Below are 14,403 nucleotides of genomic sequence, written 5' to 3'. Positions count from 1 at the left end.
CATGCTCGTACAGAAGAAAACCATCTCGACCCAGGTCGCCGATGCCATCAGGCAGAAGATCCTGATCGGCGAATACGAGGCCAACTTTCAGTTGCGGCAGGAGCATCTGGCCACCGAGTTCGGCGTCAGCCGAATTCCGGTGCGAGAGGCGCTGCATCAGCTTCATTCGGAAGGCTTCGTCACGCTGGTTTCCCACAAGGGCGCCGTCGTCACCTCCATTTCCCTGGACGAGATCCTCGAGCTCTACGAATTGCGGGCCCGGATCGAAACATGGCTACTGGCCCTCGCCATTCCAAGGATGACGGAGGCCGACCTCGCGCTGGCCCGCGAGCGCGCAAAGCAGCACCAGGAGCAGGGCAAGACCGGCGAGTATTCGAACCAGCTCAACTGGAACTTCCACGCCGCGCTCTACGCGCCGTCCGGCCGCAAGGCGACGATCGAACTGGTCGGGCGCATCTATCAGCAGCTGGAACGCTACACGCGCATGATGGTGACGCTCACCGAGATCCAGGCCCAGTCCGACCGCGACCACTGGCAGCTCATCGACCTATGCGAAGCCAAAGATACGCTGCGCGCCGTCGGCCTTTTGGAAATGCATATCATCACCAGCGGCAAATTCCTGGTCGACCGGCTTGAGGAATTGCGGGGCAGCTGATCAGTCGCCCCGTCTCCTTGTCCAGCCCCAATCCTTCGCGCGAAGATCATTTGCCGGGCAGATTGGTCGCCCTCGTCAGCAGGATCACGCCCGCCTTGTCGGCCGTATCGTAATAGGTGAAGCCGGTGCGGTTTTCCCGGCGCCCGCGCATCAGCACGGGAAGCCCGTCGTCCTGCGCCTTGGCCTCGGCTGCATCCGCATCGCGAACCTCAAAGCCGATATGGAAGACGCCTTCACCCTTGCTGTCGAGATGAATCCGCTGCGGTGAAGGATCGCCGTTCGGCTCGCACAGCTGCAGCTGAACGTTCGGCAAGTTGCAAATCCGGTATTGCATCGCCTTGAAACCCTCGGGGCTTGGGACCTGGAGTTCTTCGTATTCGGCCAGCGGCGGATAGGACTCCCATGGCCCGATGCCGATGGAGTCATAATAGGCCTGCGCCTTGTCGATATCGTGCACGACGATGCAGATGTGATGCAGCTTGTCGAAATTGCCCATGTCGTCACTCCCCATTCTTCTCACTCCTTGATCGGGACCGTATAGTTCAGAACGCGGCGCCCCCCGTCGGGGTAGATCGTCTCGCCGGTGATGTAGGAAGCGTCGTCGCTGGCTAGGAATGCCACGACCGAGGCGATCTCGGCTGCCGTGCCGAGGCGCCCGAGAGGTGTCCGCGAAAGGACCGCCCGTCGCATTTCTTCCGAGTCGATGAATGTCCCGTCCATGACCATGTCCGTGGCGATGGTGCCCGGCCCGACACCGACCACGCGGATGCCGTGGGGGGCGAAGGCGACGGCCGCGGTGCTGGTGACCTGGTTCATGCCGCCCTTGGAGATCGCGTAGGTGGCGACACGTGGGTTGGCGAGGCCCGAATTGATCGACGACATGTTGATGATGACGCCGCCTCCACCTTGCGCGATCATCTGGCGGGCTGCGGCCTGGGTGCCCATGAACGCACCTTTGAGATTGACGGCGAGAACCCTGTCGTAGTCCGCCTCTGTGATGTCGAGAAAGTCCTGGACCGGAGCGATGCCGGCATTGTTGACCATGATGTCGACACGGCCGAACTTCGCCACCGCCGCTGCAATCAGCCCATCGACCTGGTCCTTCTTGCTGACATCCGTGACGACCGCCAGGACGCTGTCGGTGGTACCGATTTCAGCGGCACATTTTTTTAACTCCACGGCATCGATGTCGCCGAGCACGAGCTTCGCGCCTTCGGCCAAAAAGCGTTCCGCGCAAGCGCGTCCGATGCCGCGCGCCGCGCCTGTGACAACCGCCACCTTGCCTGCCTGTCTCATGTCCAATCCTTCGATCATTTGTAAGTCGGCCACCGTCTCAGGGAGCATGGGCCGAGCTTGGCTAGGAATGGGGTTTCTCCCACCGAAGCCTAGCCTAGCGGATAACGAAGGGATTGGCGGTCTTGCCGGCGGTGTCTATCCACACCGTCTTGGTCTGCAGATAGGAATTGATGGCATCCTGCCCGCTTTCGCGCCCGATACCGCTCCTCTTGTAGCCGCCGAAGGGCGCCATGTAGGAGACGGCACGGTATGAGTTGATCCAGACCATCCCCGCTTCCATCGCGGCCGCGCCGCGCAGCGCCCTGCCCATGTCGCTGGTCCATATTCCCGCCGCCAGCCCATAGGGGCTGTCATTGGCAATGGCGAAGGCCTCGTCCTCGTCGTCAAAGGGGATGACGGACAGGATCGGCCCGAACACCTCCTCACGCGCGATCCGCATGGTGTTGTTCACGCCGGTGAAGATGGTGGGCTCGACGAACCAGCCCTCGGCCAGTTCACCCGAGGCCGGCTTGCCGCCGCCCAGCACGCAAAGCGCACCCTCGCGGCGCGCGATGCCGAGATAGGACAGCACCTTCTCGCGCTGGGCTTGCGTGGTGATCGGCCCGACCTGCGTCTCTTGCAGCGCCGGATTGCCCAATCGAGCGCTGGCCGCCAGCGTTATGACGCCTTCCACGAACCGGTCGTGGATTTTGCGATGCACCAGCAGCCGCGAACCCGCGATGCAGGTCTGGCCGCTGGCCGCGAAGATGCCTGAGATCGCGCCGTTGACCGCGCTCTCGATATCGGCGTCGTCGAAGACGATGTTGGCCGATTTGCCGCCGAGCTCCAGCGTGACGACTTTTAGCTGTTCGGCAGCCGCCCGATAGACCGCGATCCCGCCAGGCTCACCACCGGTGAAGGCGATCTTGGCGACGTCGGGATGAGAGACGAGTGGCGCGCCGACATCAAGCGGCATGCCGGTAACGGTGTTGACCACGCCGGGCGGGAAGCCTGCCCGCGCAAACAGTTTCACGAACTCCAGCGTCGAGGCCGAGGCGTGTTCCGACGGCTTGATGACGACAGTGTTGCCTGCCGCCAGCAGCGGCGCGAGCTTCCATGTCAGGAGTAAAAGCGGCGAATTCCAGGGCACGATCGCTGCAATGACACCCAGCGGCTCGTGGCGGGTGAAAGCGAACATGCCAGCCTTGTCGATCGGCAGCACCGACCCTTCGATCTTGTCGGCAAGACCGCCGAAATAGCGGAACCATTCCGGGATATAGCGCAGCTGTGCCGTCATTTCGGTGAGCAGCTTGCCATTGTCGCGCGTCTCGATGGCGGCAATACGATCTGCGTTCTCGGCGATCAGATCGGCCAGCCGCACGAGCAGCTTGCCCCGCGCGGTCGGCGTGATGCCGGCCCATTCCTTCGACCGGAATGCTGCCTTCGCGGACGCCACGGCGGCGTCCACCTGGCTCGCTCCTCCACGCGGGATCAGCGCCCAGGGCCTGCCGGTGAACGGATCATGGCTCTCGAATGTATCGGCTGTCGATTGCAACCGACCGCCGACCGTGTTCTGGAAACTGACCAGCGCCATATCGGTCCTCAACAGGTGGCAAAGCCCAGATGGGCGCGAAAGCGGTTCTTGACCTCGACCGCGTCGCGCGGCGGCAGCGAGCGCGGCAGGTTCTCGGCGGTGATTTTCAGCACGAAAAGGCGCGGACCGTCGGCCGGGCGCCGAAGTTCTCCACAGAGCATGTCGACCTCCTCCAGCGTACGCAGCTCGGCGGTCTTCGAAAAACCGCAAGCGGCCGCGACCTTGTCGAAACCAATGCCCTTGCCGGTATGGCTGGACTGCATGCCGGTCTCGCCGAAATGCTGATTGTCGAGCACGATCAGGTCGAGATTTTTCGGCCGCGCCACCGAGATCGTCGCCAGCGAACCGAACGCCATCAGCTGTTCGCCATCTCCGGTGATCACCATGACCCGCTTGTCGGGTTGGGCTTGGGCAAGCCCGAGGCCGATCAGCGCAGCACCCCCCATGGCGCCCCACAGATAATAGTTGTCGTTGCGGTCACCGGCAGCATGCACGTCGTAGCTCGGCGAGCCTAGACCGGTCACGACCAGGGCTCCGTCGCGGGCGTCAAGCAGCTTCTTCACCGCAACCCGGCGGTCCATCGTCGGTAAATTCATGTCGCTCACCACTTCTTCTTGCCGAGCAGCCGCTGCCCGATCAGCACGGCAATCTGCTGGTCGGCGTCGAAGGCCATCAAGGCTGCCTGCGCCACCGTCTCCACCAGGTCGGGACCGGTTTCGGCGCGCAGCACCCTGAGCCCTATCGCCTTCAGCGACGCCTCCGTCGCCTGCCCCATCGGCACCTGCCACGGGTTGAACTCGGCCCATTCGCCCCGCATCGTCACCAGGACGAGCAAGGGGAAGCGCGCCTGCACGGGAAGCGACAGCATGTTGATGCAATTGCCGACACCGGAGGATTGCATGAGCACGACGCTCCGCTTGCCACCGAGCCAGGAGCCTGCTGCGATGGCGATGCCCTCCTCCTCCGTCGTCAGCACATTGGTGACGACTTCGGGATCCTCACTGAAAAGGCGGATCAATGTGGTATGACCGGCATCCGGCACATAGGACATGTGGCTGATGCCGGCAGCCTTGAGCACCTCATAGACCTGATCCGGCCACTGCCTTTCAGACACGGTCGGAGCGGCGGCAAGCGCTGCTGCTTCCGGAGGTTTTGCTTGTATGCTCGCCGTCACCTTACATCTCCGAGATATTGGACTGGCATTAGACTAGCGCGCTTGACCGATGCAATCTTCGTCTCTTTCTCGTGATCAGATATAATGGTATTCGATAGCTCATGGAGTTATCGCAGCTACGCACCCTCATCCACGTCGCCGAACTCGGCAGCCTCAGCAAGGCCGCCGACCGGCTGCACATTGCGCAGCCGGCGCTCAGCCGGCAGGTGCGCATGCTGGAGGAGGAATTGGGCTTTGCCCTTTTCCTGCGCCATGGACGCGGCATGGTGCTGTCCGAGCAGGGCAAGGAGGTGCTGGCGCACGCCATGCGCGTGATGGCCGAGATCGACGAGATCCGCGCCACGGCCACGCCCGCCGATGCGCCGCTGACCGGCGAAGTGGCCATCGGCCTGCCGCCCACCGTTGCCGACATTATTTCGCTGCCGCTGGCGGCCGCCTTCGGCAAGGCCCATCCCAAGGCGAAGCTCAGACTTGTCAGCGCCTACACCGGCTATCTGCTGGACTGGATGCACCGCGGCGAGGTGGACGTCGCGGTGCTCTATGACCCGCGCATGGCGCGTTCGCTGCGCTCGCGCCCGCTGCTCCTGGAAAACCTCTTCCTGATCGGACCGCCGGATGCGGGATTTTCAACTGTGCGCGCCGTATCGTTCGCCTCGCTCGCCGGCAAGCGCCTGCTGCTGCCCAGCATCAAGCACGGGCTGCGCATCATCGTCGAACGCTGCGCCACGGATGCCGGCATCACGCTCGATGTCGGCATCGAAGCGGACTCCTATTCGGCGCTGAAGGACCTGGTGCGCAACGGCCATGGCTGGACGATCCTGCCGCTCGCTCCCATCCATGCCGACGTGACTGCCGGGCTGCTCACCGCCGCGCCATTGATCGATCCGGTGCCCGTGCGCCGCCTGATCCTTGCCTACCCGGCGGACCGGCCTGCCTCGCGGCTGGCGCGGTTTGCCGGACAAGCGATAGAGGACATCGCCAAGGATCTTGTCGGGCGGGCCGTCTGGGTCGGCCAACTTCTCGGCCCTCCACCATAAGCATTCGAATTGCGTTATATCTGCTCACGTCCGCTCTGCATTGCTGACAGGGCATGGAGGCGCGATAGTGAGGCCCGCAGCAAGACGAAAACCCGGACAAACCTCATGGAAGCCTATCAGGACATTCGCGATGCCGTCGCCAGGCTGTGCACGCGCTTTCCCGGAGAATACTGGCGCGCACTCGACAGGGACATGGCCTATCCCGGCGACTTCGTCGCAGCGTTGACGCAGGCCGGTTGGCTCTCGATCCTGATCCCGGAGGCATATGGTGGCTCGGGCCTGCCGCTTTCGGCCGCCGCTGCCGTGCTGGAGGAAATTCAGCGCGCCGGCTGCAATGGCGGCGCCTGCCATGCCCAGATGTACACGATGGGCACGCTTCTTCGCCACGGCTCGGAAGCGCAGAAGCAGCGATACCTACCAAAGATCTCCACGGGAGAACTGCGCCTGCAGGCATTCGGCGTCACGGAACCGACCAGCGGGACCGACACGGGGGCGCTCAAGACCACTGCTCGCCTCGACGGCGATCATTTCGTGGTCAAGGGCCAGAAGATCTGGACCAGCCGCGCCGAGCATTCGGATCTGATGCTGCTGCTGGCGCGGACCACGCCGCTGAAGGACGGCATGAAAAAGACCGACGGCCTCTCCGTCCTCATCGTCGACATGCGCGAAGCCGTCGGCAACGGCCTCACAATCCGGCCGATCCGCACCATGATGAACCATGCCACCACCGAGGTCTTCTTCGACGATCTGCGCGTACCCGCCGAAAACCTGATCGGCGAAGAGGGGAAGGGATTCCGCTACATCCTCTCGGGCATGAACGCCGAGCGCATCCTGATATCAGCCGAATGCGTCGGCGACGCGAAATGGTTCATCGAAAAGGCAAGCACCTACGCAAAGGAGCGGCATGTGTTTGGCCGGGCGATCGGCCAGAACCAGGGCATCCAGTTTCCGATCGCAAGGGCCTACGCCAACATGCGCGCGGCCGAACTGATGGTGCGCGAGGCGCTGAACCTCTACGAGGCCGGCAAGAACCCCGGATCCGAAGCGAACATGGCCAAGATGCTGGCGGCCGACGCTTCGAACGAAGCCGCCAATGTCTGCATCCAGACTTATGGCGGGTTCGGTTTCGCGGAAGAGTACGATGTCGAGCGCAAGTTCCGCGAGACGCGTCTCTATCAGGTCGCGCCGATCTCGACCAACCTCATCCTGTCATACCTTTCCGAGCACGTGCTTGGACTGCCGCGTTCCTACTAGGAGTCGTCCGTGAACGTCCTCATCGTCTATGCACACCCGGAAGCAAAATCCTTCAACGGCGCCATGAAGGATCTGGCCGTGGAAACCTTGACCCGCGCAGGCCACGATGTAGTCGTCAGCGACCTTTATGCGATGGGCTTCAATCCTGTCGCAGGGCCGGGCGACGTATCGGGCGAGCGTAACGATCCGGACTTCTTCAGCCTGCCGCGCGAACAGACCGCCGCCTACGAGGCCGGCGCACTGTCGGCCGATATCAGTGCAGAGATCGAAAAGGTGAAGCGGGCGGACTTCGTGCTGTTCCAGTTCCCGGTCTGGTGGTTCGGAATGCCAGCAATGCTCAAGGGCTGGGCCGATCGCGTCTTCGCGCGCGGTTTCGCCTATCTGCCGGGCCGCAAATACGACACCGGCATGTTCAGGGGAAAGCTCGCCATGGTGGCCGCCACCACGGGCACGTCGGCCGACACCTACGCGCCCGATGGCATCGACGGCGACATCCTCACGGTGCTGTGGCCGATCCACAATGGTCTGCTGCGCTATTCCGGCTTCGACGTGCTGCCGCCCTTCGTCGCCTACATGCCGGGCCGCGTCGGCGACGATGGCCGCAAGGCCTATCTGGACGCCTACCGCAAGAGGCTCGAGGACATTGATGGCACGCCGCATCTGTTCTTCCACGCAGCCGAGGACTACGGCAAGAACGAGCGGCTGAAGCCTGGCGTGCTGGCGCGCTCGGGAGTGCAGCGCAATGTCTGACGCCCGCCCGCTGGAGGGCCTGTTTGTCGTTTCGATCGAGCAGGCCGTCGCCGCTCCGCTCTGCACGGTCCGCCTTGCCGATGCCGGCGCGCGCGTCGTGAAGATCGAGCGTCCGGAAGGCGAAACCGCGCGTCATTACGATTCCGCAGTGGAAGGCATGTCGGCTTACTTCGTCTGGCTCAACCGCGGCAAGGAGAGCGCGGTGCTCGACCTGAAGAGTGAGCACGACCTGGCTCTCCTGCACCGGATGGTCGCGCGCGCCGACGTCCTCGTGCAGAATCTCGTGCCGGGCGCCATCGACAGGCTCGGCCTCTCGGCCGATACAATTGCGAAAGAGTTTCCTCGGCTGATAGCCATCAACATCGTCGGCTACGGGCAGGACACGCCCTACGCGGCCATGCGCGCCTACGACATGCTGGTGCAGGCCGAAAGCGGCATCTGCGCCGTTACCGGCACGCCGGACACGCCAAGCAAAATCGGGGTTTCCGCCGCCGACATCGCCACCGGCATGAATGCCCATGCAGCGATCCTCGAAGCCTTGCTGGCGCGCCAGAAGACCGGGCGCGGCCGCATTGTCGAGATTGCCATGTTCGACGCCATGGCCGACTGGATGACCGTGCCGCTGCTGCACTACGAATATGCGGGCCGCGAGACGCAGAGATATGGCCTGGCGCATGCTTCGATCTACCCCTATCGACCTTATGCCTGTCGGGATGGCAGCGTGGTCGTGTCCATCCAGCAGAACAATGAATGGAAGCGCTTCTGCACGCTCGTGCTGCAAAGGCAGGATCTGTTCGCCGACGAACGCTTCGCCACCAATACCTGGCGGGTTGCCAACCGCACGGCGCTCGACGCCGAGATCGAACCGATCTTCGGGGCAATCGACTGCGACGAGGCCATAAGCCGTCTCGACGAGGCGCAGATCGCCTGGGGCCGGGTGAGTGCAATGCGCGACCTGCCGCACCACAAGGCGCTCCGCCGGACGGAGGTGGCACTGCCGGACGGCAAGCGCATCGCAGTACCAATGCCTGCAGGGCGGCCGGAGGGATTTGCAACGGTTCCCAGCGTCCCCGCGCTTGGCGCCGATACGGACCGGATCCGGTCCCAATTCGCCGCCTGACGAGGACCTCATGAGCCTGGACACAAGCATGCTGCAGGAATGGGTTGGACGCACGCACGAGGTCGAGGATGTTGTGATCCCGCGCCTGCTGGCCAGCTTTGGCGCCACGCTTGGGGACCACGCGGCGCAAACTGCCGACGGCGCAGCCGCGCCCGGACTGCATTGGTGCCTGGCGCCCGACATTGCCGCCATGCGAGAACTCGGACCTGACGGGCACCCGGCCAAAGGCGGCTTCCTGCCGCCGGTGCCGCTTCCCCGTCGCATGTGGGCTGCCAGCGACGTGCGTTTCATGGCGCCGATCCGCTCTGGCGACCGCATCCGCCGCCGCTCGACATTGGCCGCCATCGAGGAGAAGCAGGGCCGCTCCGGCCCGCTCACCTTCGTCACGGTCCGGCACGACATCGCCAACGATTCCGGTCCGGTCATCGAGGAGGACCAGATCATCGTCTATCGCGGCGCCGAAGCCGCTGCTGCGTCCCCTGCCCCGCCGGCCAATTCGCCCCTGGCCGCATCGCACGAGCGCACGATCGACATCGATCCCGTGCTGCTCTTTCGATATTCCGCGCTGACGTTCAACGGGCATCGCATCCACTACGACACGCCCTATGCCACGGGGGTCGAGCACTATCCCGGGCTCGTCATCCATGGCCCGCTGCAGGCGACGCTGCTGATGAACTTCGCCACCGCCATTGTCGGTCAGTCGCCGCGCCGTTTCTCATTCCGCGGCGTCCATCCGGCGAGCGGCCCACAGCGCCTGCTTCTGAGCGCAACATCCCCAGGCCAGGACGGCATGGCTCTCGAGGCACGGTCGTCCGACGGCCATGTGACGGTGAAAGCCACGGCGCAATGGTGAGCTTCGTCACGCCTGTCGTGCCGCTATTCGTGCCGGGCTCACGTCCTGAGCGGTTTGCCAAAGCCGACAGCAGCGGCGCGGACGCAGTCGTTCTAGACCTCGAGGATGCTGTCGCCCCTGGCGACAAGGACCGCGCTCGGGAAGCGGTCGTTGCTCATGCAGCCGCGCTGAAATCCGCGGTCGTGGTCCGCATCAATGCCGCGGGAACACCCTGGCACGAAGCGGACATCGACGCCCTGCGGCGCCTCGACGGCGTCTCCGTCATGCTGCCCAAGGCCGAACGTCCGGAAGACATTGCCGATATGGCCAGGCACATGGCACGCAGCGTTTGCGTCATCGCGCTGGTCGAGAGCGCCGTCGGTCTCGCCAACTTGCCGGACATATTGGCCATGCCCAACGTCGTTGCCGTCGCCTTCGGCTCGGTCGACTTCTCGCTCGATCTCGGTTGCGCGCATGATCGACTGACCTTGCTTGCGGCCTGCAACGAAATCGTCTGGCGCTCGCGCGCGGCTGGCCGTGCCGCGCCGATCGACGGCGTAACGACCGACCTGAACAGTCCCGAAATCACCGAGGATGACGCCCGCCACGCCATGAAGATGGGTTTTGGCGGCAAGATGGCCATCCATCCGAGGCAGATCGAGCCGATTCGCAATGGCTTTCGCCCGAGCGATAGTGACATCGCATGGGCACGCGACATCATTGGCGCGGCCTCATCAGGCGAAGTCAGCCTGGTGAAAGGCGAGATGGTGGATCGACCGGTCGTCGAACGTGCAAGGCAGGTCCTGCGCCGGGCCGCTTTGGTCTGAAGGGCATGCAGAGGAGAAGCAACCGATGAGCACGGACACCGCCGATTGGCCGACCGCCAGGCTCTGCGCCTTCATTGCCGAACTCGACTTCGAACAGATCCCGCCGCGCGTCGTTCATTTCGCGCAAGGACTGATGATCGACTGGCTCGGCTCGGCGCTGGCCGGCAAGGGCGCGCACCAGGTCGAGATGATCGACGGCTTTGCGCGTGCCATGGGGCCGGCGGACGGCCCAAGCACCATCATCCCGACGCGGCGGCGCACAAGCCCCTACTTCGCAGCGATGGTCAATGCGGCGGCCTCCCATGTCGTGGAACAGGACGACGTTCACAACGGCTCGGTCTTTCACCCGGCGGCGGTGATCTTTCCGGCCGTTTTGGCGGTTGCGGAGGCTGAGGGGAAGACCGGCCGCGAAGTGCTGACTGCCTGCATCGCCGGCTATGAAGTGGGCATCCGCGTGGGAGAATTCCTCGGACGCTCGCACTACGAGATATTCCACACCACCGGCACGGCTGGCGCAGTGGCAGCAGCCGCGGCGGTCGGCAGATTGATCGGGTTGGACGCAGCCGGGCTCAACCATGCTGTCGGCTCGGCCGGTACGCAGGCGGCAGGTCTCTGGGAATTTCTGCGTGACGCTGCCGATTCCAAGCAACTCCATACCGCGCGAGCGGCCGCCAACGGTCTGTTCGCTGCCTATCTGGCGCGCGATGGCTTCAAGGGCGCCGCGCGGATCCTCGAAGGCCAGCAAGGAATGGCTGCCGGAATGTCCAGCGACGCCGATCCGGCCCGCCTGACGGACGGGCTCGGCAGCCGTTGGGCAACCGAGGAGACCTCCTTCAAATGGCACGCAGCCTGCCGGCACACTCATCCGGCCGCCGACGCGCTGCAGTCTCTCATGCGCCGCGAAGGGCTCGGTCCGGACGACATCACCGGCGTGGTGACCCATGTCCATCAGGGAGCCATCGATGTCCTGGGCGCGGTGGTCACTCCGCAAACCGTCCACCAGGCGAAGTTCTCCATGGGCACGGTTTTGGGGCTGATCGCCGTTCACGGCGTCGCTGACCTCGATGCTTTCGAACACCATGCACTTGCCGACACCCGCGTCGCCCGTTTCCGCGCGAAGGTGCATATGGAACGCGACGCCGAGGTCGACACCCTTTATCCCAAGCAGTGGGTCGGCAAGGTGAGCGTCACGACGGTTGACGGCCGCAAATTCAATGCCCGCGTCGACGAGCCCAAGGGAGATCCCGGCAACACCCTTTCGAAACAGGAACTGGAAGCCAAGGCCATACGCCTCGCCGAATTCCGAGGCGGCGCCACCGCTGACGAGATGCGTCGCTGCATAGCCCGCATCTGGAGGCTCGGTCAGCCCGGGAGCACGGCGGAAATATTTGCTGAGAGTTAGCCCGCTGTCGCGCCGAAGGACTGCACCCGCCCGAAACGGATGGAACGAGCGCATTGCGGGCAGTTCGATTCCTTTCGCGCCGCCCTATGTTGTAAAGCAGTTTGATCGGCAGTCCTCGGGAGCCCATCGTAAATCAATGAATTCAACGAGATCGACGGAGACTCGCCAACCTGATTTTGGCTAACCGAGGCAAATAAAAAACGATAACTTATTGATAAATAGCGATAATGGTGGGCCCGGAGGGACTCGAACCCCCAACCAAGCGGTTATGAGCCGCCGGCTCTAACCATTGAGCTACAGGCCCCACGCGGGCTGGATTAATGTTTTTCGCATCGCGGCACAAGGCTTTCCCCGACGGGCTTCCGCAGATCGCCCAAATCAACCCATAATCGCGCTCTACGCGACCCCTTGCGACTTGATCGCAGACCAAGGAGATTTTCATGACCAGACATCTTTTGCCTCTCGCGCTCGCCACTGCAATCGCTTTTCCGGCGATGGCTGGAGCCGCCGATCTGCCGACGCCGCCCCGCATCATCGTGTCGGGCGAAGGCGAAGCAACCGTAGCCCCCGATCTGGCGGTCCTGACGCTGAGCGTCATGCGCGAGGCCAAAACCGCGCGCGCCGCGCTCGATGCCAATAATGACGCCATGGCCGCCGTGATCGCGGCGATGAAGTCCGCCGGCATCAAGGACCGCGATCTGCAGACCGCTGGCATCCAGATCAACCCGCGCTACAACTACACCAACAAGCCGGACGGCAGTCAGGAAGCCGAACTCGTCGCCTACCAGGTGACCAACACGCTTTCGGTGCGGGTGCGCGACGTCGACAAGACAGGCGAGGTCCTCGACAAGGCGGTGTCGCTGGGCGTCAATCAGGGCGGCGGCATTGCCTTCACCAATGACAACCCGGCAGCCACGGTCACCGAGGCGCGCAAGAAGGCGGTCGCCGACGCCATGGCCAAGGCCAAGACGCTGGCCGAAGCCGCCGGCGTCAGCCTGGGCCGGGTGCTCGAGATCACAGACCAGAACATCAGGCCGGCGCCGATGCCGATCAATGCCAAAGCCTTCGATGCCGCGGCCGGCGCGGCTCCGGTACAGGCCGGTGAGAACGCCTACAATGTGCAGGTCACCGTCACCTTCGAACTGAAATAAGCGGCTCTGACGATCCGTGGCTGAGCCTGGCCACGGCAATCATCAACCAATGGCGTGCATGAAAAACCCGCGGGATTGCTCCCGCGGGTTTTTTCGAGCCACACCCTTCAAACGGAAAGGGGCTCGGCTAGTCCAGACCAATCTTCGCAGAAGATCGCGTCTCCCGGCTGATCTTCGCAGAAGATCAGCCTCTAGGGTCCGCCAAACCCAAGCTTAGCGATAGATGACCGGGCAGCCGCGCTCATTGGCGAACACGACGACGACGCGGTCGCCATCCTGGCGGCCCGCCACTTTCACCGTACGACGGCTGACGTCGACGATCCGGACGCGGTGGAGGCCCATGCGTTCGGCCTTGTCGAGGGCGCGGTCCGGCGAGCAGCCACGGCGCCAGTTGCCACGGCGCTCGTCACGGCGATGGCGATAACCGTCGTCACCGGTATAGACGCCAAAACGCGGGTCGTTGTTGTTGCCGAAGCCGAGATAGAGGCTGTCGGCGTGAGCGGGAACGGCCGCCAGCGTGCCGAGACCGACCAGGGCCGAAAGGGCTGCCGTCTTGATCGTGTTGAACATCGTCTTCTCTCCTTTTTGCGGGCCTTCGCCCCTTGTGAACCGATGAGGGGAGAATGCGCTTGCCTGTCTGAACTCTTTACGAACCTGCCGTTCATCTCCGGTTCATATGGCGGGAAAAGGAAAGTTCCCGCCATTCGCCATCGTCCCCAGCCCTCGGTGAAGGCCAGAACGCCTGACTCGGCGCCCGGTTCCGACCCCGCGGATTGGCCGAATGTCTTCAAACGCGAGGCTCTTGCTCACCGCCGCTGGTCCTACGGCTCCTCGTCCAGTACATAGTCAAAATAGTCTTCCGGCTCGGCAAAATCGGTTTCGCTCGCCTTGACCCGGCCGCGCATCGAGATGCCGGCTTCATGCACGGTCTCGGCGCTGCCCGACACCAGCCGGTGCCACCAGTAGAGGTCGCGGCCCTCGGCCACCAGCCGATAGGCGCAGGTGCTGGGCAGCCAGCTGATGGTTCGCACATTCTGTGGCGTCAGCCCGACGCAGTCGGGAACGCGCGCCAGCCGGTTGACGTAGTCCGAACAGCGGCAGGTCTCGGCATCGAACAGCCGACAGCCGACGCTGGTCCAGTATATCTCGCCGGTGTCCTCGTCCTCAAGCTTCGAAAGGCAGCATTTACCGCAGCCGTCGCACAGCGATTCCCACTCGGCCGGGCTCATCGCCTCCAGCGCCTTGGTTTTCCAGAATGGCGTTTCCATTTCCGGGATGTGGCCCCAGCCGCGGGCAAGGTCAAGCGCGGCAATGGTCGCAATTGCGGCTATC

16 protein-coding genes and 1 tRNA gene are annotated in these 14,403 nt (G+C 63.8%); 9 read left to right on the top strand and 8 right to left on the bottom strand.

Translation table 11 applies throughout. The annotated features are described in order from the left end of the window. The first annotated feature begins 1 nt into the window (after nt 1). Complete coding sequence (locus tag EJ079_RS17580; RefSeq protein ID WP_023809526.1) at nt 2-655, top strand: GntR family transcriptional regulator; 654 nt, start codon at nt 2-4, stop codon at nt 653-655. Between the two features lie 46 nt (nt 656-701). Here EJ079_RS17580 and EJ079_RS17575 read toward each other — a convergent pair whose 3' ends face one another. From EJ079_RS17575 to EJ079_RS17555, 5 genes are all read right to left on the bottom strand, one after another. Further along, nucleotides 702-1,166, bottom strand: a complete 465-nt coding sequence (locus EJ079_RS17575) for a VOC family protein (protein WP_245463670.1) — start codon at nt 1,164-1,166, stop codon at nt 702-704. A gap of 5 nt (nt 1,167-1,171) precedes the next feature. Beyond that, a complete protein-coding gene (locus tag EJ079_RS17570; protein WP_024503240.1) occupies nt 1,172-1,951 on the bottom strand; it encodes an SDR family oxidoreductase in 780 nt (259 codons plus the stop codon). Between the two features lie 94 nt (nt 1,952-2,045). Further along, the gene (locus EJ079_RS17565; protein ID WP_127809636.1) at nt 2,046-3,524 is read right to left on the bottom strand and encodes an aldehyde dehydrogenase; all 1,479 of its coding nucleotides are present in this window, start codon (nt 3,522-3,524) and stop codon (nt 2,046-2,048) included. A gap of 8 nt (nt 3,525-3,532) precedes the next feature. Then, nucleotides 3,533-4,120 carry a thiamine pyrophosphate-dependent enzyme gene (locus EJ079_RS17560; RefSeq protein WP_127269711.1) on the bottom strand — a complete coding sequence of 196 codons (588 nt, stop codon included), beginning with the start codon at nt 4,118-4,120 and terminating at the stop codon, nt 3,533-3,535. A 5-nt stretch (nt 4,121-4,125) separates the two neighbouring features. Further along, a complete protein-coding gene (locus EJ079_RS17555) occupies nt 4,126-4,638 on the bottom strand; it encodes a thiamine pyrophosphate-binding protein (protein WP_164748823.1) in 513 nt (170 codons plus the stop codon). 161 nt (nt 4,639-4,799) lie between these two features. On the opposite strand from EJ079_RS17555, the gene EJ079_RS17550 reads away from it, so the two are divergent. From EJ079_RS17550 to EJ079_RS17520, 7 genes are all read left to right on the top strand, one after another. Further along, the gene (locus tag EJ079_RS17550) at nt 4,800-5,735 is read left to right on the top strand and encodes a LysR substrate-binding domain-containing protein (protein ID WP_127267891.1); all 936 of its coding nucleotides are present in this window, start codon (nt 4,800-4,802) and stop codon (nt 5,733-5,735) included. Between the two features lie 105 nt (nt 5,736-5,840). Further along, a complete protein-coding gene (locus EJ079_RS17545) occupies nt 5,841-6,989 on the top strand; it encodes an acyl-CoA dehydrogenase family protein (RefSeq protein WP_127809635.1) in 1,149 nt (382 codons plus the stop codon). A 9-nt stretch (nt 6,990-6,998) separates the two neighbouring features. Then, nucleotides 6,999-7,739, top strand: a complete 741-nt coding sequence (locus tag EJ079_RS17540; RefSeq protein WP_127318279.1) for an NAD(P)H-dependent oxidoreductase — start codon at nt 6,999-7,001, stop codon at nt 7,737-7,739. Next, the gene (locus EJ079_RS17535) at nt 7,732-8,859 is read left to right on the top strand and encodes a CaiB/BaiF CoA-transferase family protein (RefSeq protein WP_127809634.1); all 1,128 of its coding nucleotides are present in this window, start codon (nt 7,732-7,734) and stop codon (nt 8,857-8,859) included. The genes EJ079_RS17540 and EJ079_RS17535 overlap by 8 nt, the downstream gene beginning before the upstream one ends. 10 nt (nt 8,860-8,869) lie before the next feature. Continuing rightward, nucleotides 8,870-9,712, top strand: coding sequence for a MaoC family dehydratase N-terminal domain-containing protein (locus EJ079_RS17530; protein ID WP_127809633.1), 843 nt, complete (start codon nt 8,870-8,872; stop codon nt 9,710-9,712). Then, complete coding sequence (locus EJ079_RS17525) at nt 9,706-10,518, top strand: CoA ester lyase (protein ID WP_127809632.1); 813 nt, start codon at nt 9,706-9,708, stop codon at nt 10,516-10,518. Before EJ079_RS17530 ends, EJ079_RS17525 begins: the two co-directional genes overlap by 7 nt. A 25-nt stretch (nt 10,519-10,543) precedes the next feature. After that, complete coding sequence (locus EJ079_RS17520) at nt 10,544-11,920, top strand: MmgE/PrpD family protein (RefSeq protein WP_127809631.1); 1,377 nt, start codon at nt 10,544-10,546, stop codon at nt 11,918-11,920. Nucleotides 11,921-12,148: 228 nt separating this feature from the next. On the opposite strand, the gene EJ079_RS17515 is transcribed toward EJ079_RS17520, so the two are convergent. Then, nucleotides 12,149-12,224: transfer RNA gene (locus EJ079_RS17515), tRNA-Ile, on the bottom strand. Between the two features lie 136 nt (nt 12,225-12,360). Between EJ079_RS17515 and EJ079_RS17510 the strand changes: the two genes are divergently transcribed. Beyond that, the gene (locus EJ079_RS17510) at nt 12,361-13,071 is read left to right on the top strand and encodes an SIMPL domain-containing protein (RefSeq protein WP_127809630.1); all 711 of its coding nucleotides are present in this window, start codon (nt 12,361-12,363) and stop codon (nt 13,069-13,071) included. A 213-nt stretch (nt 13,072-13,284) separates the two neighbouring features. Here the strand turns inward: EJ079_RS17510 and EJ079_RS17505 are convergent, their stop codons facing one another. Then, on the bottom strand, nt 13,285-13,641 hold the full coding sequence (locus tag EJ079_RS17505; protein ID WP_127269289.1) for a hypothetical protein: 357 nt from the start codon (nt 13,639-13,641) through the stop codon (nt 13,285-13,287). Between the two features lie 251 nt (nt 13,642-13,892). Then, nucleotides 13,893-14,339 carry a YcgN family cysteine cluster protein gene (locus EJ079_RS17500; protein ID WP_127809629.1) on the bottom strand — a complete coding sequence of 149 codons (447 nt, stop codon included), beginning with the start codon at nt 14,337-14,339 and terminating at the stop codon, nt 13,893-13,895. Nucleotides 14,340-14,403: the final 64 nt, after the last annotated feature.

The organism is Mesorhizobium sp. M7A.F.Ce.TU.012.03.2.1 (assembly GCF_004006095.1).
Taxonomy (GTDB): Bacteria; Pseudomonadota; Alphaproteobacteria; order Rhizobiales; family Rhizobiaceae; genus Mesorhizobium.
The sequence above is the reverse complement of the archived record's forward strand: the minus strand, read 5'-3'. Positions and strand labels throughout refer to the sequence as shown.